This is a genomic window from uncultured Phenylobacterium sp. (assembly GCF_902826855.1).
Taxonomy (GTDB): Bacteria; Pseudomonadota; Alphaproteobacteria; order Caulobacterales; family Caulobacteraceae; genus Phenylobacterium.
This window is the reverse complement of record NZ_CADEGK010000002.1, coordinates 53,469-80,136: the sequence shown is the minus strand read 5'-3', so window position 1 is coordinate 80,136 and position 26,668 is coordinate 53,469. Positions and strand designations below refer to the sequence as shown.

General features: G+C 70.9%; 22 protein-coding genes. 2 read left to right on the top strand and 20 right to left on the bottom strand.

Translation table 11 applies throughout. The annotated features are described in order from the left end of the window. Positions 1-18: 18 nt before the first annotated feature. Positions 19-1,227, top strand: coding sequence for an acyl-CoA dehydrogenase family protein (locus QZV94_RS00805; protein ID WP_293675892.1), 1,209 nt, complete (start codon positions 19-21; stop codon positions 1,225-1,227). On the opposite strand, the gene QZV94_RS00800 is transcribed toward QZV94_RS00805, so the two are convergent. The 12 genes from QZV94_RS00800 to QZV94_RS00745 form a co-directional block, all read right to left on the bottom strand. After that, on the bottom strand, positions 1,224-3,092 hold the full coding sequence (locus QZV94_RS00800) for an NAD(P)/FAD-dependent oxidoreductase (RefSeq protein WP_293675891.1): 1,869 nt from the start codon (positions 3,090-3,092) through the stop codon (positions 1,224-1,226). The two genes, QZV94_RS00805 and QZV94_RS00800, sit on opposite strands and share 4 nt — an antisense overlap. Before the next feature lie 102 nt (positions 3,093-3,194). Further along, entirely contained in the window at positions 3,195-3,917 is a 723-nt protein-coding gene (locus QZV94_RS00795) for a dienelactone hydrolase family protein (RefSeq protein WP_293675890.1), read from the bottom strand. A gap of 119 nt (positions 3,918-4,036) precedes the next feature. Beyond that, positions 4,037-4,396, bottom strand: coding sequence for a nuclear transport factor 2 family protein (locus tag QZV94_RS00790; RefSeq protein WP_293675889.1), 360 nt, complete (start codon positions 4,394-4,396; stop codon positions 4,037-4,039). A 125-nt stretch (positions 4,397-4,521) separates the two neighbouring features. Beyond that, the gene (locus QZV94_RS00785; protein ID WP_293675888.1) at positions 4,522-6,210 is read right to left on the bottom strand and encodes a hypothetical protein; all 1,689 of its coding nucleotides are present in this window, start codon (positions 6,208-6,210) and stop codon (positions 4,522-4,524) included. Then, a complete protein-coding gene (locus QZV94_RS00780) occupies positions 6,207-6,437 on the bottom strand; it encodes a hypothetical protein (protein ID WP_293675887.1) in 231 nt (76 codons plus the stop codon). Before QZV94_RS00780 ends, QZV94_RS00785 begins: the two co-directional genes overlap by 4 nt. 29 nt (positions 6,438-6,466) lie before the next feature. Next, entirely contained in the window at positions 6,467-7,363 is an 897-nt protein-coding gene (locus QZV94_RS00775) for a trypsin-like peptidase domain-containing protein (protein ID WP_293675886.1), read from the bottom strand. A gap of 11 nt (positions 7,364-7,374) precedes the next feature. After that, positions 7,375-9,264, bottom strand: coding sequence for a S8 family serine peptidase (locus QZV94_RS00770; RefSeq protein WP_293675885.1), 1,890 nt, complete (start codon positions 9,262-9,264; stop codon positions 7,375-7,377). Between the two features lie 7 nt (positions 9,265-9,271). Next, positions 9,272-10,687: a tyrosinase family protein gene (locus QZV94_RS00765; RefSeq protein WP_293675884.1), complete on the bottom strand. Its 1,416-nt coding sequence runs from the start codon at positions 10,685-10,687 to the stop codon at positions 9,272-9,274. A 37-nt stretch (positions 10,688-10,724) separates the two neighbouring features. Next, complete coding sequence (locus QZV94_RS00760) at positions 10,725-12,101, bottom strand: hypothetical protein (RefSeq protein ID WP_293675883.1); 1,377 nt, start codon at positions 12,099-12,101, stop codon at positions 10,725-10,727. Between the two features lie 168 nt (positions 12,102-12,269). Next, positions 12,270-13,661 carry an FAD-containing oxidoreductase gene (locus QZV94_RS00755; RefSeq protein ID WP_293675882.1) on the bottom strand — a complete coding sequence of 464 codons (1,392 nt, stop codon included), beginning with the start codon at positions 13,659-13,661 and terminating at the stop codon, positions 12,270-12,272. Positions 13,662-13,687: 26 nt separating this feature from the next. Further along, positions 13,688-14,143, bottom strand: a complete 456-nt coding sequence (locus tag QZV94_RS00750; RefSeq protein WP_293675881.1) for a DUF6130 family protein — start codon at positions 14,141-14,143, stop codon at positions 13,688-13,690. 72 nt (positions 14,144-14,215) lie between these two features. After that, a complete protein-coding gene (locus tag QZV94_RS00745; RefSeq protein WP_293675880.1) occupies positions 14,216-14,884 on the bottom strand; it encodes a VOC family protein in 669 nt (222 codons plus the stop codon). A 146-nt stretch (positions 14,885-15,030) separates the two neighbouring features. Here QZV94_RS00745 and QZV94_RS00740 point away from each other — a divergent pair, with 146 nt between their 5' ends. Beyond that, complete coding sequence (locus QZV94_RS00740; protein WP_293675879.1) at positions 15,031-15,519, top strand: MarR family winged helix-turn-helix transcriptional regulator; 489 nt, start codon at positions 15,031-15,033, stop codon at positions 15,517-15,519. Positions 15,520-15,557: 38 nt separating this feature from the next. On the opposite strand, the gene QZV94_RS00735 is transcribed toward QZV94_RS00740, so the two are convergent. The 8 genes from QZV94_RS00735 to QZV94_RS00700 form a co-directional block, all read right to left on the bottom strand. Continuing rightward, complete coding sequence (locus tag QZV94_RS00735) at positions 15,558-16,700, bottom strand: thiolase family protein (protein WP_293675878.1); 1,143 nt, start codon at positions 16,698-16,700, stop codon at positions 15,558-15,560. Positions 16,701-16,702: 2 nt separating this feature from the next. Next, positions 16,703-17,137, bottom strand: a complete 435-nt coding sequence (locus QZV94_RS00730; protein WP_293675877.1) for an OB-fold domain-containing protein — start codon at positions 17,135-17,137, stop codon at positions 16,703-16,705. 3 nt (positions 17,138-17,140) lie between these two features. Continuing rightward, on the bottom strand, positions 17,141-17,929 hold the full coding sequence (locus tag QZV94_RS00725; RefSeq protein WP_293675876.1) for an enoyl-CoA hydratase/isomerase family protein: 789 nt from the start codon (positions 17,927-17,929) through the stop codon (positions 17,141-17,143). A gap of 25 nt (positions 17,930-17,954) precedes the next feature. Then, positions 17,955-19,163 (bottom strand): CaiB/BaiF CoA-transferase family protein, encoded by a 1,209-nt coding sequence (locus tag QZV94_RS00720; protein WP_293675875.1) that lies wholly within the window; start codon positions 19,161-19,163, stop codon positions 17,955-17,957. Next, positions 19,163-20,374: a CaiB/BaiF CoA-transferase family protein gene (locus QZV94_RS00715; protein ID WP_293675874.1), complete on the bottom strand. Its 1,212-nt coding sequence runs from the start codon at positions 20,372-20,374 to the stop codon at positions 19,163-19,165. Before QZV94_RS00715 ends, QZV94_RS00720 begins: the two co-directional genes overlap by 1 nt. A 168-nt stretch (positions 20,375-20,542) precedes the next feature. Then, on the bottom strand, positions 20,543-22,405 hold the full coding sequence (locus QZV94_RS00710; RefSeq protein ID WP_293675873.1) for a ShlB/FhaC/HecB family hemolysin secretion/activation protein: 1,863 nt from the start codon (positions 22,403-22,405) through the stop codon (positions 20,543-20,545). Then, complete coding sequence (locus QZV94_RS00705; protein ID WP_293675872.1) at positions 22,402-25,467, bottom strand: filamentous hemagglutinin N-terminal domain-containing protein; 3,066 nt, start codon at positions 25,465-25,467, stop codon at positions 22,402-22,404. Before QZV94_RS00705 ends, QZV94_RS00710 begins: the two co-directional genes overlap by 4 nt. Further along, positions 25,464-26,555: a CHAT domain-containing protein gene (locus QZV94_RS00700; RefSeq protein ID WP_293675871.1), complete on the bottom strand. Its 1,092-nt coding sequence runs from the start codon at positions 26,553-26,555 to the stop codon at positions 25,464-25,466. The genes QZV94_RS00705 and QZV94_RS00700 overlap by 4 nt, the downstream gene beginning before the upstream one ends. Positions 26,556-26,668 lie beyond the last annotated feature (113 nt).

Sequence of the window (26,668 nt, the reverse complement as noted above, 5' to 3'; positions counted from 1 at the left end):
CCCAAGGGGAGCGAGCCCATGACCGAGGTGAACGACGACGCCGAGCTCGAGGCCTTCCGCGCCGAGGCTCGCGCCTGGCTGGAGGCGAACTTCCCGCCATCCCAGAAGGGCCGGCCGACAGAGCTCCAGTATTCGGGGAGCCCGCCGCAGGGCGACGCCCTCCTCTGGAAGCAGCGGATGGCCGAGAAGGGCTGGGGCGTGCCCACCTGGCCCAAGGAGTACGGCGGCGGCGGGCTCTCGGCGCGGGCCGCGCGGGGGCTGCAAGAGGAGATGGCGCGGATCGGAGCGTCGAACCCGATCTACATCAGCCTGGGCGTGACCATGGTGGGGCCCACCGTGCTGGACTATGGAACCCACGAACAGAAGCTGCGGCACCTGCCGCCGATCGCCCGCGGGGAGATCGTCTGGTGCCTGGGCTATTCCGAACCCGGAGCCGGCTCGGACCTGGCCAGCCTGCAGACTCGGGCCCTGGACAAGGGCGACCACTGGGAAATCTCGGGCCAGAAGGTGTGGACTTCGGGCGCTAACCACGCCGACTGGTGCGGGGTGCTGGTGCGAACGGATCCCGCGGCGCGCAAGCACGAGGGCATCAGCTTCATCATGACCGACATGCGCCAGCCCGGCGTGGAGGCGCGGCCGATCGAGATGATCGGCGGGGCGTCGTCGTTCTGCGAGGTGTTCTTCAGCGAGGCGCGGGCGGCGAAGGACGACCTGCTGGGGCCGCTGAACGGCGGCTGGACCGTGGGCAAGCGGCTTCTGCAGCACGAGCGGGCGAGCCAGACCGGCGACCCCGTGTCCGCGCGCCAACCCGACCCGCTGCAGGACGTCGCCAAGCGCTATGTGGAACTGGATGAGCAGGGCCGCATCGCCGACGCCGACCTGCGCACGCGCCTGACCCGGCAGTTGATGCACGAGAAGGCTCACGCGCTGACCATCGCCCGCGCCCATGCCGAGTCCCGCGGCAACGCCAGCCCGTCGAACGCGGTGTCCATGCTGAAGGCCTCGTCCACGCTCATCGCCCAGACGCGCGCCGAGCTCACCGTGGAGATGATGGGCTCATCCGGCCTGGGTTGGGCCGGCGACGGCTTCTCGCGCGACGAGATCGTGACGGTGCGCGGCTGGCTGGGCGGCAAGGCGATCTCGATCGCCGGCGGTTCCTACGAGGTGCAGCACAACATCATCGCCAAGCGGATTCTCAACCTGCCGGACGCCGCCTCGACCAGCTAGCCTGGCCGCGCATCTTCGAACACGAAGGGCTCCAGCGTGGCCTGGGCCGCGATGCGCAGCTTGTGCCACTGGCCGCCGCCGTAATAGGCGAGGCTGCCCGGCGCCGCGCCGCCTTCGCCGTTGTAGTACGAGATGCAGTCGCGGAGCGGCGCGGTCATCAGGTCCGCCTGCTTGCAGTGTTCGGCGTAGGCGTCTTCGACTTCGGGCCGCACGTCGACCGTCGCCGCGCCACGCTCACGCAGGGTGCTCAGCATCCAGACCACATAGTCGGCGTGGGTTTCGATGACGTCCGTGAAGTTGAAGCTGCCGCCGCCGCCCTGGGGCCCGGAGACGATGAACAGGTTCGGGAAGCCGTGGCTGTGCAGACCCAGGAAGGTTTTCACCCCCTCCGCCTCCCACTTGCCCTTGAGCGTGCGGCCGTCGCGCCCGGTGATCATGTTGAAGGTCGACGTGCCCATCCATTGGAAGCCGGTGGCGTAGATCAGCACGTCCAGCGGGTACTCGACGCCATCGTGGACCACGCCGCGTTCGTTGATCTTCGCCACACCCGTGGGCGCGGTGTCCACCAGGTGGACGTGCGGCAGGTTGAAGGTCGGCAAGTATTCGTCGTGGAATGTCGGCCGCTTGCAGCCGTACGGGTAGTAGGGCTTCAGCGCCGCGGCGGTCTTCGGGTCCTTGACGATGGCGTCCACCCGCGCGCGGATCTGCTCCATGATCCGGAAGTTGGCGTCGAGCTGCTTCTGCATCAGCTCATCGGGCGTCAGGGGCCGCTCGTAGGTCTTGCGCTCCTTGAAATCGGCGACCTTGCCAGCGAGATAGTCGTCGTTGGCCCGCATGGCCGTGCGGCCGGCCGAGATCTTCGCGAAGCGGGCCCGTCGCGCGCGCGCCCAACCCGGCTCGCTGGACCAGACGTCGCGCTCTTCGGCCGTCGTCTCGCGCTGGTCACGCACGTCGATGGACGAGGGCGTGCGCTGGAATACGTAGAGCTCGCTCGCCACCTTGGCGAGCTCGGGGATGGCCTGCACCGCAGTGGCGCCCGTGCCGATGATCCCGATGCGCTTGCCCTGGAGGTCGACGTTGTAGTCCCAGCGCGAGGTGTGGAACGACTCGCCCCTGAACGTCTCCATGCCCTCGATCCGCGCCAGCTTGGGCGTCGTCAGGATGCCGTTGGCGAGGATGACGTGACGCGCACGCATGCGGTCGCCACGGTTCGTGGTCACGGTCCAGCGCGCCGCACCCTCGTCCCAGGTGGTCCCCTCGACGGTCGTGTGGAACAGGCAGTGCTCGTAGAATCCGAAATGTTCGGCCAGGCGCTGGCAATGCTCGAGGATCTCAAACCCCGAGGCGAACTTCATCGAGGGGATGTAGCCCGTCTCCTCCAGCAGCGGCAGGTAGCTGTAGGCCTCGACGTCGCAGGCCACGCCGGGGTAGCGGTTCCAGTACCAGGTGCCGCCGACGTCACCGCCCTTCTCGCAGAAGCGCACGTCGGTGAAGCCGGCGTCGCGCAGCTTGTGCCAGAGGAGCAGGCCTGAGAACCCGGCGCCCACCACCAGGATATCGCATTCGTCGGTGAGCGGCTCGCGGGGGATCGGCGGGGCGGAGTAGACGTCTTCGAGGTACTTCTTGAAGTCGCCTTCCATGGCCATGTAGTCGGCGGCGCCGCGGCGCGCGTCCTTGAAGGCCTTGTATTTTGCCTGTTCCTCAGCATCGAACACCGCGCCCGCCGGAAGCTCGGGCAGCGCGGTCAGCGCCTCGTCCGTGACCACCGAATAGCCCTTGCCCTGGATTCTGTCCGTGGCTTTGGCCGCACGGGTGTTGAAGATCTTGCGACCGGTCTTCGGATCGATCTCTACGGCTGCGGTCATCGGCTCATTCTCCCTCACGCGTCCACCGCCGCGCCGCACCAGGCGCGGGGGGACGTCATTGTCATCGGTCAGCTTAGGGCCGGCGCGGACAGCCGGGCAAGCTCAGGCGAAGACCTCGTCGAACAGGCCGATCATCTCGGCCCATGAGCGGGCGTCGGCGCGGGCGTCGTATTTGGCGAACTCCGGCCGGCCCATCTTGTCGGCTTCGGGGTTGGTGAAGCTGTGGACGACGCCGCCGTAGAGGTGCAGCTGCCAATCCACCTTGGCCTCGCGCATCTCGGCCTCGAAGGCCGTGCGCTGGGCGGGATCCACGCCCGGATCATCGGCGCCGATGCAGGCCAGCACCTTGCCCTTGATGTTCTTGGCGTCCTCGGGCTTCGCGGTGCCGAGGCCCGAGTGGAAGCCCACGGACGCGACGATCGGCGCACCGCTTCGGGCCAGCTCGAACGACATCGTGCCGCCGAAGCAGTAGCCGATGGCGGCCACGCGGGCGCCGTCGACCTCGGGCCGGGCGACCAGGGCGTCCAGTCCGCCCTTGGCGCGGGCGCGGGTGCGGGTCGGGTCCTGCATCAGCGGGCCCAGCACGGCCATCAGCTTGTCCATCCCGATGCTAGCGCCCTGCCCGTGCAGGTCGCAGGCGAGCGCCGCATAGCCCAGGCCGGCCAGCCGCTCGGCCCGTCCCTTGGCGTGGTCGCCCAGGCCGAAGGCTTCCGGGAACACCAGCACGCCGGGCCGCGGTCCGGACTTGGCGTCGTCACAGTAGAAATGGCTGACCATCGACAGGCCATCGGCGTCGTAGGTCACGGTTTCGGTCTTCACGGTCACGTCGAGGTTCCTCCCGTCAGGCGCGCTCTGGGGCGACGCGCGTTCATGGCCGAACCTGTGGCACATCCGGCCGCGTTCCCGCCAGTGCGGCGCGCTCCAGCCGTCCGCGGGCTCGGCGGTCAGAGGCTATGCGAGCCGTGGTGTCCGACGATCCGCCAGCCGTCGCCGTCGCGGCGGTAGGTCTGCAGGAACCGGAAGTCCCGGGCCTCGCCGCCGCCCTGGCGAGATATCGCCCCGATCATCGAGACGATCGCGACGTCGTCGGCGATCACCTGGATCTGCACATCGCGAAACACGACCTGAGACGGGCCCGCGTTCTGGGTGAAGTACCGGCGAACGCCCTCTGCGCCGTGGTTGATCCCGCCGATGCCGCCGATGAACACGGCCTGCGGCGTGTAGAGCCGCGCGAGGCCGTCGGCGTCCGCGGCGTCGAACGCCGCCTTCCAGGCAGCCAGGACTGCGTTGATATCCGCATGCATCGCGTCGGCCCCTCCCACCTCGGCGCCGAGCCGTCAGCAGGCGCGAGCTCAGTGATCTCGCGGAGGTAGCGGCTTGCCGCGCGACCGGTCAACCCAACCTGCGCCAGCAGCCGGTTGGCGGCGGGTCATCCGGCGCGCACGAAGCGGCTGCGGAAGGCGTCCGAGACGCCGAGCGCGCCGGCCTGGGCGGCGATGGACCCGACCAGGAGGGTCAGCATGTCCGCCACGCTGCCCCAGGCCGGATTTGGCTGCCAGACCGCCAGGTAGGTGGTGACCACGATGACGAACATCCCCAGCAGGCCGCCGACAAGGTCCCCGAACCAGCGCAGCTTCCTGGGCGTGAACGGCTGGAAGGCCAGATCCGAGGGCCGCCGGTCAGGCGCCAATTCCGCGCCGCCGGCGGCCTTCGCACGGGCCGCGTCGATCGCCCGCTCGAACGCCTCAATGGCCTTCACGATGGCCTCGTCGGACGCGGCGATATCCGCGCCGACGTTGGCGAGCAGCTTGCGCAACGGCTTGGCGCTCGCCTCGATGCCGGCCAGCCTCGGAGGTCCTGCCGCCTCCTCCTCCAGCGCGATCCAGCGATCGAGGCGCTGCAGGCGCATCGCCAGGGCCTCGATGGTTGGCGAGGGCGAGGTGGCGCCGGCCTGGACCTGGCGGCGCACGTCGGCCAGCCGACGGCCCATGGGGCGGGTGACCCATCCCAGGCCGAGGCGATCCGCCGCCGCGCCGATCGAAGACCAGCCCGCCTCCAGGTCCGCCAGCTGCTCCAGGGCCAGCAGGCGCGGCCGGGCCTTCTCGGTCCAGAGCTTGAACGCCCAGCCCAGGAGGGTGCCCAGGAGCGCCAGGGCGATGGCGCACAGAGCACTGGCGCGGACCTGCACAGTCGCCTGGCCGGCCACGAAACGGCCGTCCTGGTCGGTGACCGAGACCTTGGCCGTATAGAGGCCCGGATCGCTGAGCGGCAGGACAAACCGGACCTGGCACGTCTTGCCTGGCGGTACGACCACGGCCTTACCGGGGCCGCCTCGATCCGCGCCGCATTGAATGTAGGAGCCCTGGATCCTCGCGCTCGACAGGGTCGAGACGTTGTTGCGCGCCGCCACCACCTCGACCGTATCGGGGCCCGTCACCACGGCCGGCCACGGACCGCTGTGCTGGAGAGGTAGGGAGACCTCTTTGGGAGTCTCGCCCACCTCCATCTGCAATGGCGCCGAGGGGGATTTCAGGGCGTCGGCAGGCAGGGGACTGCCGCCCCGCTGCGCGCCTACCGGCAGGATGGCGACAAGCCCCTGTGACCCTCTGAGCGTCACCTCCGCTGCGTACGACTGGCCGATCGCGAAGTTGGCCAGGCGAAGCTGGAGGCGCACTGGACGGCCCGGCCTCAGGGGCACGCTAACGGGTTGGCCGGTCGCGATCGCCACGTCGCGATCGAGATCCCACCAGGTCGCCGTAACCCCCGCAGGCAGGACGGTCGCCCCGGCGATCAGCAGGGTCGCGTCCTCCGCGGGGTGGCTTTGCGGCACGCTCAGCGTGACCGGCAGGTTCGCCGCAGACGTCGTGAACGGCTGGACGCCGGGAACCGCACTGACGCTCCCGGCGCTCGTCGCCGCTGCCGCCGGCGCGACCGGGGCGGACGTGGGCGTAGCGGGGGCCGCCGATCCGGGGGAGGAAACCGAGACCGCGGCGCCGACGGCGCCCGCCTTCTCCGGCCCATCGGCGGCGGCGGCCGCGGCCAGCGTCGCGCAGAGGACCAGTCCTGCCAAAAAGGCCCGGGCCGCCGCCCCCTGCATGCGCCATGTCCGCAACGTCATTCCTCCCCGCAAATCAGCACCAACGGCGTCGCATCGGCGCCCATCCGGAACCGGCCCCGCGCGACCTCTTGCCCCTCGCGGTAGGCGGCCAGCTCCGCCTCGCCATCCGGCAGGCCGAACGTGAAGGCGCCCTGGGCATCCGTCCGGGCGGCGACGTCCGGGGCGGGGCCGTCGCTCTCGGTGACGACCACAAGCAGGTCGGCCTGAGGGCGGCCCTCCGCGTCCACGACGCGGCCCCGTCGGCGCCGCGTCGCGGTCACGTCAGGACAGCGGCGCCGGGGGTGTCCTGATCGACCCACTGCTTGAACAGCGCCAGGACGTCGGCGGTGATCCGCGGGGCCGAGTTGACCTCCATGGGCAGGTCCGCCGGCGTGCCGCCCGTGCCGTAGGCATGGATGGCCACCACGGTCGGCGCGCCGCCCGCCGCATCGAGCAGGAAGGCCGGGCCTCCGCTCTGACCGCCCATGGTGTCGACGTCATAGTAGATCCGGCGCGGGCGAACGGCGCGGATGCGGTTGCGCGCCCACCACTGCTCGCGGCCGCCCTTGTCGCCGGGGTAGCCGCTCACGTTGATCGAGTGCCCCTCCAACGCCGCGTCCGGCAGGGTGGCGACCCGGAACGGCGCGACCCCCGGTGGCAGGAAGTCCTGGCTCAGGTGGATGGCCGCCACGTCGTGGTCGGGGTTCATGTCCGCGAGCCAGGTCTCGGTGGTGCTGAACTTGCTGGAGGCGAGGCCGCCGTTCGGTTCAGCGTCCCCGTTGGCGCCCGGGATGACCCGGATGCTGGTGGCCCACCCGCCCATCGAGGTGCGGTGATAGACGCAGTGGCCGGCCGTAATGATGGTCCGCTTGCCGATGAACCACCCGGTGCCGACGAACGATCCCCACGGCGCGGTGATGTCCAGGGCGCAGACCAGGACGTAGGGCGGGACGTCGGTGGTGAAGATCCGGGTCCGCTCGTCCAGCCCGATGACCGACAGCGGGCCGGCGCCCCCGGCGCGCAGCGGGGCTGCCGCCCCGGCCACCAGCCGGCGCTGGTCGCCTGTGTTCCCGACCGCGCCGCCGCCGTCCACGGACAGCACCTGTCGCTTCTCCGGCGCGAGGGGCGCCACCTCCGCTTCCGCGCCGTTGCTCACAGACTTAAGCTCAGCCATCGCACGTCCTCCTAGGGATCTTGCAGGGCGCGCAGGACATCGACCATGCCGGCCCCCTGGAAATAGTGGTCGCGACCCAGGTCGGTCGCTGTCTTGCACAGGATCTGCTTCACGCGGCCCGGATTGCCGATGAGCTCGGGGTAGCGCCCCATCAGCAACGCCGCCGCGCCGCTGGCATGCGCCGCGGCCTGGCTGGTGCCATCGCGCGGACCGAGGGATGGGCCCGGCAGGGTGCTGACGATGCGCTCGCCCGGGGCGACGAGATCGGGTTTGCGCCGCCCGTCGCCGGTCGGGCCGCGGCTGGAGAAGTAGCTCACGCCGTACTGGTGCGGCCGCTCGCGGTGGGCGGAGCCGACCGTCAGCACCGCATTGGCGTTGCCGGGGTCGGTGATGCTGATGGCCAGGTAGCCGACCTTCTCCGTCCCGTCCGGGCCGGCGTCGACGCGCAGCCCGCCGTTGCCGGCGGCGGTCACCACCATCACCCCGCTCGCGACAAGGTCGTCGCACGCCTCGCAGACCGGCGTGGCGCCGCAAGCGTTGTTGCGCACGTCATGGGGAGTGAAGAGGCTGAGGTTCGCACCGTGGACAATCCGCTGGTTGGAGCGGTCGTTGATGTGCCGGATGTACTGCAGCGCCGCGATGACGGCGAACTCCGAGCCCGACCCGTCAGGATCGTCGTGTGAGAGGACGCGCAGGTCCATCAGCCGGATGTCCGGGCACATGCCGCGCAGGGGCTTGCCGTCGATCGCAGGATCCCAGTCCGCGCCGATGATCCCCGCCACATGGGTGCCGTGGCTCAACTCCGGCGCGATGGGGTCAGACACCTGCAGGAAAGGCTCCAGCATGCCCATGTCCACCTGCAGTCCGCCCTCCAGCCGCTTGCGGGTGGCGACCATGAACTGGGCGATGTCGTTGAAGCCCAGGGCCGGCGCGCCGGGTGGCCGCTGGAGCTTGAGGTAGGCCTCCAGGCGGCGATACAGCGCTTGCGCGTTCGAACCCTGCGGCCCGCCGGTGTCCGGCGCCGAGCGCATCTCGGCCAGCAGGTCGTTCAGCCGCGCGGGATCTAGGAGATCGCGCGCCTGGGTGAAGTCCAGGGTGCGCACCACCCGGTGCTCGCCGTCTGCGGTGAGGAACGCCGGGTGGTCTGACGCGATGCCGCAGTCCAGCACCGCCCAGGTGATGTGGGCGCAGCTGATGTTGAACACCGCCAGCGCCGCGTCGGCCTTGACCGCCAGCACGGACTGGCGCGTTGCGGGTCGGGCGGTGCGGTTCAGGGCGATGCGCCAGATGCGCCGATCCGGCGCGGCGGTCGCGGCGGGCGCACTGAGCGGCGCCATGTGCAGGAAGGCGTCCACCGACTCCTGCGGGCCGGGCGGCCACTGCGTCTCCGAAGGATCGCGGACGCCGGACTTGTCCGCCGCGAGCATCGCGCCGGCCGCCGAAACCAGCCAGACCAGGTCCCGCGACAGGGCCGGCTGCTCGGTGTCATCGGTCTGCCGGCCGCTCCGCAGTCGCTCGACCGCCCGAACCAGCTTGCTCGCGCCGCTAGGCGTCTTGATCGCCTCGGGGATCTTCAGTTCGCGCCACCAGGCGGTCATCGGCAACAGGACGGTGAACAGTTCGTCCAGGTAGACCCGCGCCGCGGCCACTCCCGCCAGGGGCGCCACGCTGGCCGGCTCGCGGCGGCGCCGGCGGCGGTGATCCTTCAGCCGCTGGCGCACTTCTGCGGCCAGCGCGGAGGCGTTGTCGTCCTGATGCGCGGTCAGCAAAACATCGGCGGTGGTGTCGGGATCGCGCGCGAAGGCGCTCCACACGTCTGGCAGGATGGGCGAATCCTGGATGAACCGTGGCACGCGGCCGCCGAGCAGGAGCCGCGTGATCTGCTCTCGGGTCGCGAGCATGCCCGGCCTACTGCTGCAGGAGCCGGATGGCACCGATCTTCGGCGCGGGCGAGGTGGACTCCGTGGCGCTGCGCGGCCCTCGCGGCACGAAGCGCACGGTGACTTCGCCGCCGCGCCACAGGCCCGCGCGGCGCTGGCGGCGCAGGACGTCTCCGATCTCCAGGACCGTGCGTCCGACCTCCGTCCCGTGGTGGCCGCCGGCGAGCCCGAAGAGTCCCAGATTGCCCGCGAAATAGGGGCCGCCGGCGGACAGGCGCGCCGCGTCCGGCGCGTTGACGTAGATCTCGTACCAGGTGGACTGGCGGCCCTTGTAGTCGAACCCTTCCAGCACGAGGTAGGTCGGCGCGCCGGACTCCGGCGCTACCGGCCGGGCCGATTCCGTCGGCAGGGCCCGAAGCGTGGCGGCCACGGGCCGTGTCCTGTCGAGCGTGACGCCCCCGGCCTGCGCCACCGGCGCAGGGGGAATCGCCTCGGTCTCGGTCACCGTGGGCTGCGGCGCTGCCGGCGTGGGCGTCGCCGGCTCGTCATCATAGCGGTAGTCGAGCTGGGTGGCGGTGTTGAGGATCTGCCGGCCGCTCATCTCCACCCGCGCGCCACGTTCGTCGAAGAAGGTCCACTTGCGGTCAAGCCAGGCGGTGTCGCTGGGCGGCACCCGGCCCGGTTGGCGCGCCCAGCGGCTCCAGAGGCGGTCGATGTTGGCGTGATGCAGCCAGAAGATGGGGTCCTGCGCCGCCGTCGCCGGATCCGACATCAGGCCGTCGCCGCCGATCACGACATGAAGAATGTTGTGCGGCTGGCTCTCCAGCAGGTTCGAGACGCCCGGCGGCACGCCCTGCGGCCCGCCGAAGCGAGCCGCCGCCATGGCGTTGGTCGACCGCACGACGCTGGCCGGGATCCGGTCGCCGCGGTTGATGTTGATCCTGAACAGCGGGTCCGGGTCCGACCCATCGTTGCGAGCGGCCACATAGAGGGCGTTGCCGATCGTCGGCGTGCGGAAGGCGGGCGGCAAGGCGCGCCTCGTCGCGAGTTCATAGTTCCAGTAGGGCAGTGCGAAACTTGGCTGGCCCGACGCGGCGCGGACGATGCGCTCGAAATAGTGCAGATAGATCCGGTGCCACGACAGGAAGTGCCAGTTGCTGTGCTGGCATGAACTCCACATGGCCCGGGGATCGTTCGGCCCCAGCACCGGGTCGTCGTAGGTGCCGTGGATATTGGCCTGGAACGCCCAGCTGGTGGGATCGGTGGCCGGCCGGGCCTTCATTGCCGCCACCGCCCGGGCGTAGGCCGCGAGCGGCGCGGCGCCCGCGCCGGTCGCATAGACGTCGCGCCGGACATAGCGCGGCCCCGCCTGCGCCCCGGCCAGCCCCGGCGTCAGCGCGGTTGCAGCCAGCGCCATCGAGAACGTCCGTCGCCTCAGGTCCATGGGCTTGCCTCCTTGTTGCGGTGTTCCGCCGTCCGCTTCACTCCCCGGCCGGAGCCGCCGCGGGCGGAGCCGGACAGGCCGTCGCACCTGCCTGGATCGCCGCCTGGCACGACTTCAGCAGGTTGTTCTTCATCTGGGTCTCGAGGCGGGCGTTCTCCTTTGTCCAGGCCTCCGCCTGGGTGTCGCCCCGCAGGATCTTGGCCGTCGCCGCGCCCGCCGTGGCGATATCGTTCAGCGCGGCGGTCGCGTTCTCGGCGGACGCCTCGGACGTCCAACTGAAGGTCTGCCGCCGGCCGAACTGGTCGAACGTCATCGCAACCACCCGCGACTTGGCGAAGCCGACGTCCAGCGGAATGTAGCCGGCGGTTCCGTACTGCACGACCGGGACGCTGGCCTGCGCCAGGGTCTCTCCCGGGCCGTGACCAATATAGTCCGGGCGGACGGTCGCCACCGTGACCTGACTGATGACCGGATCCGTCACCACCAGGGAACGCCGGCATTCGGCGACCTGGGCCTCGGAGGCATCGGTCCTGAGGCACGGGCTGGCCGCCACCCGCTTGTCGTCCGGCGCGGCGATGCCGGTGATGCTCCAGGTCAGGCTCAGCATGCCCGTGACCAGCTCACAGTCCTGCTTGCTTGGGTCGACGGCGAACGAGGCCGGATGGACGGGCGTGCAGGGATCGGTCTGCGGGTCCCTGGCGAACCACTTGCCCAGGTCCGCCAGCGTCCAGCGCAGGTCGTAGGCCTTGGCGGCGGGCCCCGGAGTTCCCTCCAGCGGCGGCGCGTCGGGCGAGGCAGGCAGCGTCAACGTCCGGGAGGCTTTCAGGGTGAGCTGGTTGGTGCGCACCCAGGCCAGCTGGGCGGCCAGCGCGTCGAGGTCCTTCACAGCCGTCCGCGGCGCAGCATTGGTGGCCAGCGCCGCGCGCAAGGTGTCGATCTTGACGGCGAGCGCCTCGGCCTGCTTCAGCGCGCCCAGCGTCTGCGGGTTGCAGACGGTGGGGGACCCGGCCTCCAGCGCCCGGACGCCGGTAACGATCGATCCCACCGTCTTGAACAAGTTGGTGATCACCGCCCCCGTCCGGTCGCTCACCGACGTGTTGATGGATTTCAGGGTCCGGTTCTCGTTGAGCTCGACCTTGACGTCGCGCTTCGTGAACGCCCCGCTCAGGTATTTGCCGTCGAGGGTGAAGGTAGCGGCCGGATCGGCGACTCCGGTGGCGTTGAGGCTGAGGGACGAGATGACCCGGACGGGCTCGCAATTGATCAGCGTGAGGTCGCCTTCCACCGCCACCCTGGTCTTCGGCGCCTGATAGGTGATCGACAGCGCCTGCGGCGTCAGGGAGCTTTTCGGGCCTGCGCCGGTGGAGCTGCACCCCGCCAGCAACAGCACTGACGACAGGACAATCCACCGCATCACGATCCACCCCCAGCACCCGCAACCCGGGCGAGCGGCAGATTCAGCGCAACCGAGATTGCAGGGTTCGGCAAGGTCTTTCTCTACCCTCGCGGGCATTTTCTCGCCTCTGGGTCGTTGCGACGAAGGAGAAGCGCTGCCTGTGGCCTCCCTGATCCTTGGCGCCGCTCAAGCTGGCTGCAGGTCGACCAGCAGCGTCGGGATCAGCTCGGAGACCGTCGGATGGATCGGCACAGCCCAGCGGAGCGCATCGATCGTCTGGCCGGCGCTCATCATGTCCAGGATGCCGTGGATCGCCTCGTCGCCGCCGACGCCGAGGATGGCGGCGCCGAGGATCTGGCGGGTCTCGGCATCGGCCACGACCTTCATCAGACCGTTCGTCTCGCCCTTCTCGACAGCGCGCGCGACGCGGCTCATCGGCCGGCGGCTGACCAGCAGCGGACGCCCGGTCGCCCGGGCCTGGGTCTCGGTCATGCCTACACGACCCAGCGGCGGGTCGATGTAGAGGGCGTAGCCGGGAACGCGTTGGTCCACGCGCCGATTGCCGCCGTCGAGCAGGTTGGCGGCGACGATCTCGTGGTCGTTCCAGGCGGTGTGGGTGAACGCGCCGCGGCCGTTGACGTCGCCCAGCGCCCATACGCCCGGCGCCGTCGTCTCCAGCCAATCGTTCACCTGGATGTAGCCGCGAGCGTCGGTTTCCACGCCCGCCAGGTCGAGGCCCAAATCGTCGGTGTTCGGCCGCCGGCCGGTGGCGAGCAGGACGTGGGTCCCGGCGATCTGCGGCGTCCCCTCCGCGCAGTCTACGCCGACGGACACGCCCAGCGGATCGGGCGCGAGGCTGATGCAGGTGGCGGCAGTTCGCACCGCGACTCCCTCGGCTTCCAGCAGTTCGCGGATCGCCGCGCTGACGTCTTCGTCCTCGCGCGCGATCAGGCGCGTCGCGGCCTCGACGATGGTGACCTGCGAGCCGAAGCGGCGGAACATCTGGGCGAACTCCAGCCCGATGTAGCTGCCGCCGACCACGATCAGGTGATCGGGCCGCTCGCGGAGCGACAGAATGGCGGTGCTGTCCAGTGTGGGCACGGCGTCGACGCCGGCGATGGCCGGTCGCGCGGGGCGCCCGCCGACGTTCAGGAAGATGCGCGGCGCGGTGATCGCCTGGCCGTCGACGTCCAAGACCCCCGGCGCCGTGAAGCGTGCGTGGCCCCGGATGAGCTCCAGGCCCGCCATGCCGGACAGCCAGGACTCGAGCCCGCCGCGAGAGGCCGCCGCGACCGCCTGCGCCCGATCGACGACGGCGGCCAGGTCAACCGCCACCGGCCCGGCCGGCACGCCGTAGGCCGACGCGCGGCGGGCCGTCTGGGCCGCATAGGCGCTGGCGACCATGGCCTTGGTGGGTGTGCAGCCGGTGTTGACGCACGTCCCGCCGAGCCGGCCGCGCTCGATCAGGGCCACGCGCTGGCCCGCCGCGGTCAGGCGCCCGGCCAGCGCCGGCCCGGCCTGGCCTGCGCCGACGATTATGGCGTCGAAGGCGCGGCTCGCTTTCGTTGCATTCGGCATGACACGCCTCCTCGCGGTTCGGCCGGCTAGTGATGGTTGTGCGTCGTCTCCGGCACCACGAACGTCACCGTGTGGCCACTGAGCACCCGATGGTCCGGAAGCGCCAGTTCGAGCAGGATCTTGTGCGGTCCCGGGGGCAGCCCCACGACCACGACCGTCTGGTCGTCGCTGGCGTCAGCCCAGTGCCAGGGCAGGTCGTCGACCGTGACGTGCAGGTGTCCGGCGCGCGGCGAGACGTCGACGGCGTTCGGGCCGAAGATCGGCAGGATGCGGAAGTTCTCGGTGCGGTAGGGGATCAGCACGGCTCCCGCGGCCAGCCGATGCGGGATCGGCGGCTCGACGATCAGCCTGGGCGCAGGCTCGTCGGCGACCGGCAGGAAGGCCGACACGGCGGGCTGGGCGGACGCGGGTCGCACCGCGGCGGTGGCGAGGATGCCGCCTGCGATGAGGGCCGCGGCGAAGGTTCGGACGAACGTGGTCATGAGGTTTTCTCCCGTATGAGGTTGGGGGCCCGGTGGCGCCGAGGTCATCGCGCCACCGGTGGGCTTGCGCGCCTAGAGCGGCAGGGGCGCGCCGGATTGCTCGGCGGCCAGATAGCTGGCGTACCAGTCGGGCCAGTTGGTGTCGTAGCCGCCGCCGTTGCGGGCCTCGTGCGCGCCGTGGGCGTTTGCTGCGCGGCGCAGGGCGCCGGCCAGGTCGGCCGCGGAGCCGAAGCTGGTCACGCCGGAGTCGATGCGGCCCGGGAATCGCGTGGTCACTTCCTGCAGCAGCCAGCTGTTGCCGTCCGGGTCGCTGAAGGTGGCGAAGGAGGCGTAGCTGCGGCGGTCCGGGTCCGGACCGACCTGCCGGGCGTCGGGATCGAAGCGGTAGCCGCCGTTGCGGTCGTGGAACACCTCGCTGACGTCGATGCCCTTGGCCAGCAGCCCGGCGCGGGCCGCGACGATGTCGGAGACGGCCAGGAAGGTCAGCTGCGCCGAACCCGGCGCCGACGGCGACAGGCCGGTTCCGAACATGACGGAAGCCGCCGAGCCTGGGGGCGTGAAGTGGACGATGCGGGCATCGCCTTCCCGGTGATCTACGTCCAGTCGCCAGCCGAGTTGCTGGTAGAAATCGGCCGCGCGGTGAACGTTGGAGACGGGCAGCAGCAGAACTTCGAGCTTGGTGTCGAGAGCGGCCAGCGCCGGCGCATCGGTTAGGCGACGATCGAGGGTTTGGGTGGTCATGGCGGCATTTCCTTTAGGATGTGGTTTAAATCGGTACCGATTGGTTCGGTAGCGATTGAAATGATCGATGTCCGTGCACTTGTCAAGTCCTTCCGATTTAATCGGTAGCGATTTATATTGGCGCGGACCGAACCGGTGGGATATCCATGACGTCCTCCGGCGCGACCGCCGCCCCAGAACCTGCCAAGACCCCCGGGCTCGACGACTTCCTGTGCTTTGCCGTCTATTCCGCGAACCTGGCTTTCGGCCGCGCCTACAAGCCGCTCATCGAGTCGCTGGGGCTCACGTCCTACACTCAGTTCATCGCCCTCGTGGCGTTGTCCGAGGAGGACAACCAGAGCGTCGGCGCGCTGGGTGAGAAGCTGTTCCTGGAGTCCAACACGCTGACCCCGATCCTCAAGAAGCTCGAGACCCTCGGCTACGTCAGCCGCCGCCGCGACCCCGCCGACGAACGCCAGGTCATCGTCAGCCTGACCCCGGAGGGCCGGCGTGTGCGCGAGATGGCCCGCACGCCGCAGGCAGGTCTAAGGGTGGCCAGCGGCCTGGGGGAGGACTTTCCTGTCGTGCAGAAACTGATGGTCAGGCTGCGTGACAACCTGCTCCGGGCCCTGCGAGGCCAGCAAGGCGGCCGGTAGGCGCCCGACAGGATCACCGGCGCCCCTGGTCGAAGCCGCTATTTCTGAAGAACGTGCACGTAGCAGACGGCGCCCACCCCCACCATGTGGGCGAGGCCCGTGCGCGCGCCTGGCTGCTGGCGGCCCGTCGCCTCGCCGCGCAGTTGGCGTACGATCTCGCCGATCTGGCCGACACCGGTGGGGCCGATCGGGTGGCCCATGGCGATCAGCCCGCCGGAGGGGCTGATGGCGCAGCGGCCGCCGATGTCGAACGCGCCCTCCTTCAGCAAGGGGATGAACTCGCCCGGCCGGCACACGCCCGTGGCCTCGGCGTAGAGCAGCTCCTCCACCGTGAAGGCGTCGTGCAGCTCGACCACGTCGAGCGCGGTCGGCGCCACCTGCGCCTCGCGCATGGCCCGGGTCATGATCTCGGCGGAGAGGCCGGTGTCGGGGTTCAGGCTGTTGCCGGCGGTCTCGCTGCCCGCCGCGGACGATGCGACGCGGATCGCCCGTCCGGCGTCGATGCCCAGCCGCTTGATCCCCTCCTCGGAGGCCACGATCACCGCCGCGGCGCCTTCGCCCACCGGCGTACACTGCAGGGCCGTCAGCGTGCCGGAGATGGCGCGGCCGCCCAGCACCTCCTCGAGCGTGCGGGTCTTCTGGCGCTGGGCGTTGGGATTGAGCGCGCCGTTGTTGTGGTTCTTCACCGCCACCAGGGCGAGGTCGGCCGGATCGATCCCATGCTTGGCCGCGTATTCGTCGGCCAGCAGGGCGAAGTGGGTGAAGGGCACGACCGCGTCGCCGGCCAGCGTCGGGATCGCCGTCGAGGCGCGCGGGATCGGCCCGTCCGGCCGCTTATCGATCCCCAGCACCAAGGCGGTGTCGCTGATGCCGGCGGCCACCTCGATGCAGGCGTGCCGGAAGGCGGTGGAGCCGGAGGCCGACGCGTTCTCGATGTGCACCAGCGGCTGGCCCAGCGCCCCCAGGTGCCGCAGCATCGGCCGCCCGATCGCCATACCCAGCAGGGCGGTGCCGATATAGCTCGACTCCACCTCGCCCCAGGCGATCCCGGCGTCGGCCAGGGCCTCGCGCACGGCGGTCAGACCCAGCGTCACATAGGGCGTCTCGGTCGGGTACTGGTACGGATGGAAGCCGATCCCGACCACATAGACGGGCCGCAGGTCGTTCAGCAGGCGCGCCATGGTCAGGCCTCCTTCGATGCGAGGGCGAAGCGCAGGTCGTGTTCACCGCGGCCCGGCCGCGACTCCCGGACCAGGACCGCGACCATGGCCGCGTCGTGGGTCAGGGCGTCCTCCGACCCCCGATCGATCAGGGCCCGCACCACCCCGCCATCATCCAGGGCGATGGACCCCACGGTGAACGGCGCCTCGCGCCCGCCGCCAGCGTGCACATGCACGCGGGCAAACGCGCTCAGCCGCCCACGCCCGGAAATGGCGTAAGGCTCCATCGCGGTCGAGCCGCAGGCCTCGCACCCATAGGTCTGCATCGGGAAGCACACGAAGCCGCAGGCCGCGCAGCGCCCGCCCAGCAGCGCGGGATGGTTCGGATCGGCGGCCGTGCCTTCGGCGCGAAACAAGGCCGGGCGGACCTTCTCCACAGGAGCCTTCTCGTCGGCCATGGCTCAGCCCACCTTCGCGTCGGGTTTGGAGAAAATGTTTGCGTAGGTGCTGCTGCGCGCGGCCGCCTCGTCGCGTGCCTGCTGCATCTCCTCCGGCGAGCCCATGCGGCTGATCAGGGCCCGCTCCATGGCCAGCGCCGTGCCGAGGTCGACCTCCAGGCTCTGGTTCAACAGTTGCTTGGCGGTCCGCATGGCGTAGGGCGCGCGGCTGGCCAGCACCTCGGCCAGGGCGAAGGCGCGGTCCATCAGCTGGCCGGTCTCGGCCACCTCGTCGACCAGGCCCACCCGCAGGGCCTCGGCGGCGTCCAGCGGCTCGCCGATCATGATCATGCGCTTGGCCGCGGCCAGGCCGATCAGCCGCGGCGCCCGCGCCGTGCCGCCGCCCGCCGGCAGGGCGCCGAAGCGGATTTCGGTCAGGCCGATCTTGGCCTCGGCGGCGATGATCCGGAAATCGCAGGAGAGCGCGATCTCGCAGCCGCCGCCCATGGCCGCCCCGTTGATCGCCGCGATGACCGGCTTCGGCACCCAGTCCAGCGCAATGCCGGCGTTAGGCGCGCCGGGCGGAGGCCCAGAGACGGCGCTGCGCGGGGAACGCAGGTCGGCGCCGCCGCAGAAGTGCCGTCCCGCGCCGGTGACGATCAGCACCCGGACCTCCTTGTCCCGCGCCGCCTCCCCCGCCTTCTCCTGCAGGGCGGCCATCAGCTCGCCGTTCAGGGTGTTGGCCCGGTCGGGGCGGTTCAGGGTCAGCACCGCCACTTGGCCGCGCGTCTCCATCAGCACCGTGTCGTTCATTGGGCTCTCCGTTCTCGAATGGGGTTCACGCCAGCACGCCGGCGGCCTTCAGGCGGGCGATCTCGTCGGGGGCGAGGCCCAGGCGTTCGGCCAGGATCGCCTCGCTCGCATCGCCGATGCGTGGGCCCGCACGGGTGGGCGCATGCGGGGTGCGGTCGAGGCTGAACTGCGGACCGGGGATCCAGCCCTCGCCGATCTCGTCGTCCTCGATGCGGCGGTAGAACCCGGCGTGCTCAAGGTCGGCGTCCTCGTGCAGGTCGCCATCGTGGCAGAGGGCGTGGGCGGGGACGCCAGCGGCCTGCAGCCGTTGCTCCACCGCCTCGGCCGTCTGGTCCTGCGTCCAGGCGGCGATCCGCGTGTCCAGCGCCTCGCGATGGCGCAGGCGCCCGACCAGGGTGGCGAAGCGCGGATCGTCCAGCCCGGGGACGATCGCCGCCAAGACCGCCCAGGCGTCCGCCGCCGGCGCGTCGATCACCACCCAGCGGTCATCGCCGGCGCAGGGATAGGCGCCGCAGGGCGCGCGCAGGGGATCGGACAGCCCGCCCCGCCGCTCGGCCGTGACCCCGTTCACCTGATGGTCGAGGAACGCCGGCGCCAGGAACTGCAGCCCCGCCTCGGCCTGCGCGAGGTCGATGTGCACGCCGCCCCCGGTCGCCTTGCGCCGGTGCAGGGCGGCCAGGATGGCGCTGACGATGAAGCGGGGCGCCACCGCGTCGGTCCACGGCCCCAGCGGCCCCGTCGGCGGCCGGTCGGGCCAGCCCATCAGGTGCGCGGCGCCCGCATAGGCGCTGCCGGTCATGCCGGTGCCGCTCATGCCCAGGCCCAGCGTGCCCTTGCGTCCCAGGATGCCCGTCGAGACCATGATGAGCCCGGGGTTCGCGTCGGCGAGCGCGTCGTAGCTCAGCCCCATTCCGTCGATCGCGCCGGGCGTGAAGCTCTCGATGAAGACGTCGGCGTCCGCCACCAGCCGGCGCACCAAGTCCAGGCCCTCCGGCCGCTTCACGTCCACTGCCAGGCTGCGCTTGTTGGCGTTGGTCAGGTGGTAGGAGAGCGAGCGCTCCAGCCCCGGCCGGCCATCCTTGAACGGGCCCAGGCCGCGCAGGGGATCGGGTCGTTTGCCGGTCTCGGCCTTGATCACGTCGGCGCCCAGTTCGGCCAGGTAGCGGCCGCTGACCGGCCCCACCATGATCCAGCCGAGGTCGACGACCTTGAGCTCTTCGAGCGGCGCGGGCATCAGATGATCCCTTGTGCGAACAGCGCCTGGATTTCCAAGCGGCTGTAGCCCAGCTCGCCCAGCACTTCGCCCGTGTGCTGCGAGAGCGCCGGGGCGGGCCGGCGCACCTCGATCTGATAGTCGCTGAACTGGGCGAACCGCGCCGGAACCTCGACGCTGCGCCCGGCCACCTCCTGCGGGACGAAGAGGCCTCGGGCGTGGTAGTGCTCGAAGGCGGCGATGTCGGCCATGGTCATCACCGGCGCGGCCATGAAGCGCCGTTCGGCCGCGATCTCGGTGAGCTGGCGCTTGGTCTTGCGCCGGCAGCCCGCGATCAATGCGTCGCGGAAGCGCTCGATCGGCCCGGCCCCCGCCTCTCCCGCCATGACAGCTCGCATCGTGGCCAGCAGGTCCAGCCCGGCGACCTCGCGCGCCAGCAATCCTTCGTCGGCCAGCCACTCGGCGATCCGCTGGGTCATGGCGACGAAGGCGGGCGTGAAGGCCACGGTGACGATCGCGTGGCCGTCGGCGCATTCGTAGACGCCGGGGATCGCCGGCAGCGGCCCGGGCGGCGGCGCGCTCTGGCGGCGGCTGGCCGGATTGCCTGAACGTCCCGAAACCAGCCGCCCCAGGGCCGCGGGCAGGGTGGCGATGCGTCCGCTGACGTGGGCCGTCTGGCCGCCCTCCAGCCGGTCGCGCGCCGCGAGGGCGGCGAGGGCCGCCACGGCGCATTCGGCGCCGGTCTCCATCATCGCCTGGGGCGACGGGAAGAACAGCGGCGGCCGGTCCGCGGGGCCCGCCAACGCCGGCACGCCCCCGGCCGCGACCACCACCGCGTCCGTCGCGCGATAGGCCGCCTTCGGCCCGCCCGGCGAAAAGGCCGTGGCCCGGCAGACGATCAGGTCGTCCGGCCGTCGCAGGCCGTCCAACGCAGAGCCGCGGTCGCAGGCCTCGATCACGATATCGGCGCGCTCGACCAGCGCCTGCAGGATCTCCCGACCGTCTGGCGCCGCCACGTCGAGCGTCACCCCCCGCTTGCTGCGGTTGAGGGCGTGCCAGGTCAGGCTGCGCTCCAGACCCGGCTCCCCGCCCGCGAACGGCGCCAGCCGGCGGCCCGCAGCCCCGCCTGGCGGCTCGAGCGCGATCACCTCCGCGCCGAGGTCGGCCAGGATCGATCCCGCCAGCATGGTCTGCGGCGCCGAGAGCTCCAGCACCTTGACGTCTGAGAGCATGGCTTCCCCGGGGGTTTCCATCCCTTGGCGGCAGGTTGACCCCACTCGCTCGGCACGTTCCCATCAACTTCCGTGTCAGGCAACAAGGGGTTGGGCGGCCGTGGTCAGGACGCTCGCGGGCGGAGGTCGCCGTCCGCGGGCCCGCGGAGGATGCGTCGGGCCTTCCGCCTATCGAAGGGCGAGCGGCCGCAGGGTGACCCTGAAGTGAAAACCACGGTCCTGCAGGTCTTTGCCGCCACTGACCGGGACGTCCCTGAGGGCTGCGCCGTACGTGAGGCGCACGAACAAGGCGTCCGACGGTGTCCAGGCGAGGCTGGCTCCAAGACTCGCGATCGACCGCGGCGTCGGGTCGAGCCCGCGGCGGTTGTCGACCCAGGCCGCGTCGAGAAAGGCGCTGGCCGTGATCGCGCCCCACCGAAAGCTCGATGTCTCGGCTTGATCGCCCAGGTTAAAGGGTTGGGCCAGTTCCAACGATCCGAAGGCGCCATTGTCGGCGAGGAGCAAATTTTCGCGGTAGCCCCGAACGCTGTTCTCGCCGCCGGCCGAGAACCGCTCGCCCGAATAGAGCGGGCCGTCCGCTATCTGCGCCGCCAGCCGGCCTCTCAGTTCCAGGCCGCCTCGCGTGAGGCGCCGGGCATAGCTCGCCTGGACGAGCGCAACCTTGAAGTCCGACTCCGGCCCGTGCAGTCCGGGGATGTCGGTCCGCGTGCCGTCGAGACCCAGGGTGGCCGTGGCCGAGAGGACTAACACCTGGCGCACGCCGCGCTCTACGTAGTCCGCCGTCAATCTCGCGGCCGTGTACTGAGAGCGGCCATCCACCGAGCCCGGTCCGAACGAAAACGGCTGACCGAGCAGATAGGTGCGCTGCTCTCGATGGGTGACGCGCATGCCGACGGAGAGCGTGCGCGCTGGCGCGATCCCGCCGCCCGAAAGCGGCGCGAGGGGCGTATCGATGAGTTTGTGCGTGACGCCGCCGTCGATGAACCAATCGCGGGACCTGATGCCCAGCGGGCGCAGCGCGGACTCGACCACCGCCGCCTCGTTGCGGCCGCCGCGCGCGGAGATGGTCGTGCGGGGCGACAGGAACGGCCCCTCATAACCCAGCAAGAAATCCTCGCGGCCCGCCGTGCGGCCGTACTCGCCGCTGACGAGGTCGCCCGCAACGGCCAGGTTGCGGAACGATCCGCCGACCGCATAGCGCTCTCCGCCGATGGAAGGAGAGCGGCTGTTGGCCGCCGAGGCGTACAGGTCGAGCCGCGCCTGGGGCTCGACGGTGATCTGCAGGCTCGCCTGGCCCGGGGCCTGGCCCGGCCGAAGGTTGGCATTGATCGTCCGGATCGCGGGGTCCTGGGCCAGCAGCCGGAACTCACGCTCCACGGCCTGGGCGTTGAACGGGACCGCGGCCGCGGACGGTAGTCGCGCGCGAATGTAAGCTGCGCTCAGGCCGCGCGAGCCCCTCGGTCCGAAGGCCACCACGACCGGTTCGCCGTCCGGCCCGATGCTGCGGCCCAGCACGAGACGCACGTCGAGCACCCCGCCATCTGCCGGGAGGGCGCCTTCGAGCCGGACTCCGGAATTGATCAGCCCGTGCCGGACGAGCGTGAGGTTGATCAGCTGGGCCAGCGCCACCAGTCGATCCAGCGGCGCCGGCGACCCGATCAGCCCATTGTCGGCGAACTGGCTGCGGACCCAGGCGCCGTCGAGCCGTTCCCCAGGCCGCAGGTCCAGCTTCAAGCCCGTGGGCGCGTCGGCGACCGGCCGCCAATCCGCCGGGGCCGGGGCGCTGGCCTGTGCGGGCTCAACGGTAACGCGCACGTCGGACAGCCGGACGATACCCGACGACGTCGGCGACCGCGGCGCGGTGGGGACGACCTCGGGAAGTTGCGCCGGCGCGGGCCGCGCGGGGGACGGCACGGCCTGCGGAGCGCGGTTTGGCCCCGTGCGCTCACCCAGCGGCGCGGCGGGCTGCGCTTGCGCCAAGCCTGCACCGAACGCCAGCGTCGCGGCGAAGCCCCAGACCCCGGCGCTCAATGGCAACCGCCCGCGCGCCCGGCGAGGCCCACCTGCAACGCCGAGGTCCGGACCTGCTCCGGCGCCGGTTCGGGTTCGGCCCCGAAAGGCCCATAGGCCCGCAGACTCAGCTGGCTGGTGACCCCGCCGCTCCGGGGAGCCGGGCACTGCCCGCGAAGCACCCCTGAGGCATCGAGGAACGAGACGTCGGGGATCGCCACGCCGGCGCTCACGTCGCTGACCTGGCTGTCCAACACCAACTCGCCGTCGACGGAGAGCAGGTTCACACGGTCCGACGAGCGGATGAAGAAGTCCGACCGGATCTGGACATTGGCGCCCTGGGCCTGGCCCAGGGCTAGGATCGCGCCGCCGTTGGAGATCACCGCGAGCGGCTCGGAGATGACGATCCGCCCCCCGGTCCCTGGCCCGGACGAGGTGGTGATCACGCTCGCGCGCGTGCGGCCATCCAGCCGCAGGAGACCGTCCAAGGGCAGGAACAGTGAGATGTCGCCAGCTGCGCCTGTGGTCGCATTGGTCGAGATCGCACCGCCTTCGGCCAAGACGATCCGGGCGGCGGCGATCGCGATCGCCCCGGCCGCGCCGCCTGTCGCCGACAGGTTCTCGCTGGCGATGCGGGAGTCCCGACCGTCGACGGTGACCGGCCCGGTTAAGGCGATCCGGATGTCCCCGGCGATGTTGGCGTTCTGCGAGCTGGTCTCGATCTGGCCGCCCCGCACCAGCTGGAGCGAGCCGGCCGTGACCTGGATGCTTCCGGCCGCGCCCAACGCCGCCCCGCGCGCCCGGGAGGCCAGCAGCGAGAGGTCTTCGACGGACACGGCGCCGGCGGCGATCTTGAGCTGCCCGGCATCCCCGGCGCCCAAGGTCGAAGTCACGAGGGAGGACCCGTCGCGCAAGGTCAGGCTCTCGGCGGCGGTCACGGTCACGGTGCCGCCGCCGCCCGTGGAGCCCAACGCCGCGCCGGACTCGATAGTCCCACCCCCGTCGAGGCTCACCTTGGCGGCGGTGACCAGCACGTCGCCCGCCTGCCCGGACGAGGAGGTCGAGGACGATATACCGCCGCCATTGTTCACTTGCAGCGTGCCCGTACGGATCTGGATCTGACCGCCCTCGCCTGACCCCGGCGCGAAGGTCCGCGACAGCACGCCGGAGTTGTCGAGCACGATGTCCCTGGCGGTGATCGACACCAGACCCGCGTCGCCGTCGCCCAGCGTGGAGGAGGAGATGACGGTCTGGTTCGTCACGTTCAGCTGATCCACGTCGATCAGCAGGGTGCCCGCCGCCCCGGTGGAGCCCGCGTTGGCCTGCGAGCGCACCTCGGAGAAATCGATCTGCGCTTGGCCTGCCTTAATCGAAACCTGGCCGCCGGCGCCGCCCTTGCTGGTGGACGAGCTGATGAAGCTGTCCTCGGTGACGCTCAGCCGCGTCGCGACCAATGCAATGTCGCCGGCGTCGCCGGCGCCGCGGCTCTCCGATGTGATGAAGCCGTTCCGGACGTTGAGGTCCGGCGCGCGGATCGAGATGACCCCGGCCCGGCCTGGCCCGAAGGTGTCGGAGACCACGAAGCCGCCGTCGAGCGTGAAGGTGGTCGCGTCGATCGTGACGTTGCCCGCGGCGCCGGACAGGAGGCTCTGCGAGAAGATGTTCGCGTCACCCGACATCGACACCCGATCGGCGCTGATCTCGATACTGCCGGCATCGCCCGCGGAGGAACTGAAGGAGCTGATTCCGGCCTCGCCCCGAATGTCCAGGGCGCCGGCGTCAATGCGCACGAAACCCCCATCCCCGGGGCCGTCCAGGGTGACCGAGCCGATGCCGCCACGGGTGTCCAGCAGGACCGAGTCCGCTCTTATCCGAACGCCGCCTGCATTCCCGGGACCATTGGTGGAAGAGGAAATCTGGCCCTCGTCGCGAACTGTCAGCGCCCCGACATCGAGCTCCACCATTCCGCCCCGGCCGGTAGCTTGAGCCGTCGCCGTGTCGGTCCCGATACTGCCGCCCCTCTCGATCAGGAGACGGTCGGCGGCGATGACCACGTCGCCGGCATCGCCCCGGCCCAGCGTGGCGGAGGAGACGATACCGAGGTCGCTGATACGCACATCGCTGGCGGCGATGAACACCGTACCGGCGCTGCCTTCGGTGGTCGGCCCTGAGGTGTTGGACCCGATGAACCCGGTGATATCCACGGCGCGGGCGCGGATGAAGAGATCGCCGGCGTCGTCCGCGCCGGCCGTGCTCGAAGTGAGGAATCCTCCCGACTGCGAAAGGCTGTCCGCGCCGATGCGGATCGCCGGGAGCCCCGACCCCGTGCCCGTGGCGAAAATCTGGCTCTCGATCAGCAGGGCGAGGCCCGCCAGCGGCCCGCCGCCCAGGGGGTGGGCCAGCGCCACGCTGCGCGCCTCACCGCCGGTCGCCACGAGATCCAAGGTGAGCGGGGTGAAGCTCGACGCATTGATGCCGACGTTGGGGGCGGCCACGAACAGGCTGGTCCCGATCGGCAGGAACCCGAAGCCGACGCCGTCGATGACGAGTGCGTTCTCCTGACCGAGGAACCCGAAGCTCTCCGGCGCGGCGGCGGAGAAGCTCGCGCCGCCCGGCAGCAGCGCCGCGAAGGTCGTCCCGTCGGAGAACCTCAGGCCGCCTGCGCCGGTGGAAAAATGCGCCGCGTTCGGCACCGCCACCCGGGCGCCGGTGGTGAACAGGATTCCGGCCGGGTTGATGAAGTAGAAGTCCGCGTTCGGGAGCGCGGTGGTGTCCAGGGTCCCGGCTATGGTCGAGAGGCCGCCGCCGGTCACGCGGTTGACGACATTGGCCACGCTCGTGGGGTTCGAGGCGGTCCAGGCCGCGACCTCGCCCGCGCCGAGGCTGAAGCTGTTGAAACTGTGGAACAGGTTGGCGCCGGCCTGGGTCCCCCCGGCGATGGTGGTCACGGCGCCGACGCGGCTGATCGCCGTGCCTGTGGTCAGCCCGGTGGCGGTATCGGGCGTGATCGAGGTCTGGGTGGCCGCAGGTGCGGCCAGCGCCAGCATCAGCACCGTGGCGGATGTCAGCAGAACCGCCCTCATCGCCAGGCTCCCAGCAGCGCGAAGGCCGCCCAGATGCCGGGTTCGGCGAGGCGGCCGCCGCGCGCGATCAGGTTCAGTTGCGCCGCGCGCAGCGCCTCGGCCTTGCCCAGGCCGCCGCGGTAGCCGCCGTAGAACTGCTTCATCAACTCGACGGTCCCCCGGTCGTCCACCTGCCAGAGCGAGGCGATCGCGCTGCGCGCGCCGGACTGCACCGCGGCCCCCGCCAGACCCATGCTGGCCTGATCGTCGCCGACCGCCGTCTCGCAGGCGCTCAGCACCAGGAGGTCCAGTTCATCGCCCCGGCCGCGGTTGGCGGTGATCAGTCGGCGCAGGTCCGCCATCGGAATCGCTTCGCCATCCGCCACGATGAAAGAACGGTCGGACCGGCCGTTGAACGCGGCGTGGGTGGCCACGTGCAGCACGTCGACATGGCCCCTCGACAGCGCCGCCTGCAGGTCGGCGGTCTGGAAGTCGGCGATGTGGCGGCTGTTGCGCGCGCCGCCCCCACCGACGGCGGCCGCCACCTGGGCTTCCTCCGCGGTTCCCTCGAGCTTGGCGAAATAGCCGGCCGGCAGCACGACGGTCTTCTGCAGGGACGCCGCCACCACCGAAAGGGCGCGCCCGCCGCGATCCCTGCCGGGCTGGGAATAGGTCAACGCCGGCGCCACGGTGATCCCCGTGCGGGTCACCAGGAAGGCGTCCTGTCCGTCGAGCAAGGCCGAGAAAGGCAGGGCCCGCAGGGGTCCATCGGGGATGATCACCAGGGTTCCATCCGGGCGCAACCGATCCTCGATCGGCCTTATCACCAACTGGTAGAGCCGCCGCGCCGGCGCCCGCCAGGCGGCGCTCGCATCGCCGCTGGTGGCGTTGACCACTTCCGCAACCAGGGCTGCGACCGTGGCGCGATCGGCCGTCCGATTGGCCGGAAGCCGTCGGTACTGCGTCCCGCCGGGCCCGCCCTGCGCGTAGATCAGTTCGATCCGGTCTGGCAGGAGGATCGGGTAGAGCAGGATCTCATCGGCGCGCAGCTCGGAGGGCCGTACCGCCTCGCGCGGCGGGACGCAATCGGCCCCCAGGGCGTTCTGCACCTCGGCCTGGCGATAGGCCTCGACGATCTGTTGGGCCTGGGCGATGCGCAGGTCCTCGCTGCCGGTCTCGTGGCTCGCGAGCTGGACTTCGACGGCCTGTTCGAAGCCCGGCC

Coding starts and splice junctions, on each gene's coding strand:
- QZV94_RS00805 (WP_293675892.1), top strand. CDS start 19: ATGACCGAGGTGAACGACGACGCCGAGCTCGAGGCCTTCCGCGCCGAG.
- QZV94_RS00800 (WP_293675891.1), bottom strand. CDS start 3,092: ATGACCGCAGCCGTAGAGATCGATCCGAAGACCGGTCGCAAGATCTTC.
- QZV94_RS00790 (WP_293675889.1), bottom strand. CDS start 4,396: ATGCATGCGGATATCAACGCAGTCCTGGCTGCCTGGAAGGCGGCGTTC.
- QZV94_RS00785 (WP_293675888.1), bottom strand. CDS start 6,210: ATGACGTTGCGGACATGGCGCATGCAGGGGGCGGCGGCCCGGGCCTTT.
- QZV94_RS00775 (WP_293675886.1), bottom strand. CDS start 7,363: ATGGCTGAGCTTAAGTCTGTGAGCAACGGCGCGGAAGCGGAGGTGGCG.
- QZV94_RS00770 (WP_293675885.1), bottom strand. CDS start 9,264: ATGCTCGCGACCCGAGAGCAGATCACGCGGCTCCTGCTCGGCGGCCGC.
- QZV94_RS00765 (WP_293675884.1), bottom strand. CDS start 10,687: ATGGACCTGAGGCGACGGACGTTCTCGATGGCGCTGGCTGCAACCGCG.
- QZV94_RS00760 (WP_293675883.1), bottom strand. CDS start 12,101: ATGCGGTGGATTGTCCTGTCGTCAGTGCTGTTGCTGGCGGGGTGCAGC.
- QZV94_RS00755 (WP_293675882.1), bottom strand. CDS start 13,661: ATGCCGAATGCAACGAAAGCGAGCCGCGCCTTCGACGCCATAATCGTC.
- QZV94_RS00750 (WP_293675881.1), bottom strand. CDS start 14,143: ATGACCACGTTCGTCCGAACCTTCGCCGCGGCCCTCATCGCAGGCGGC.
- QZV94_RS00745 (WP_293675880.1), bottom strand. CDS start 14,884: ATGACCACCCAAACCCTCGATCGTCGCCTAACCGATGCGCCGGCGCTG.
- QZV94_RS00740 (WP_293675879.1), top strand. CDS start 15,031: ATGACGTCCTCCGGCGCGACCGCCGCCCCAGAACCTGCCAAGACCCCC.
- QZV94_RS00735 (WP_293675878.1), bottom strand. CDS start 16,700: ATGGCGCGCCTGCTGAACGACCTGCGGCCCGTCTATGTGGTCGGGATC.
- QZV94_RS00730 (WP_293675877.1), bottom strand. CDS start 17,137: ATGGCCGACGAGAAGGCTCCTGTGGAGAAGGTCCGCCCGGCCTTGTTT.
- QZV94_RS00725 (WP_293675876.1), bottom strand. CDS start 17,929: ATGAACGACACGGTGCTGATGGAGACGCGCGGCCAAGTGGCGGTGCTG.
- QZV94_RS00720 (WP_293675875.1), bottom strand. CDS start 19,163: ATGCCCGCGCCGCTCGAAGAGCTCAAGGTCGTCGACCTCGGCTGGATC.
- QZV94_RS00715 (WP_293675874.1), bottom strand. CDS start 20,374: ATGCTCTCAGACGTCAAGGTGCTGGAGCTCTCGGCGCCGCAGACCATG.
- QZV94_RS00705 (WP_293675872.1), bottom strand. CDS start 25,467: ATGAGGGCGGTTCTGCTGACATCCGCCACGGTGCTGATGCTGGCGCTG.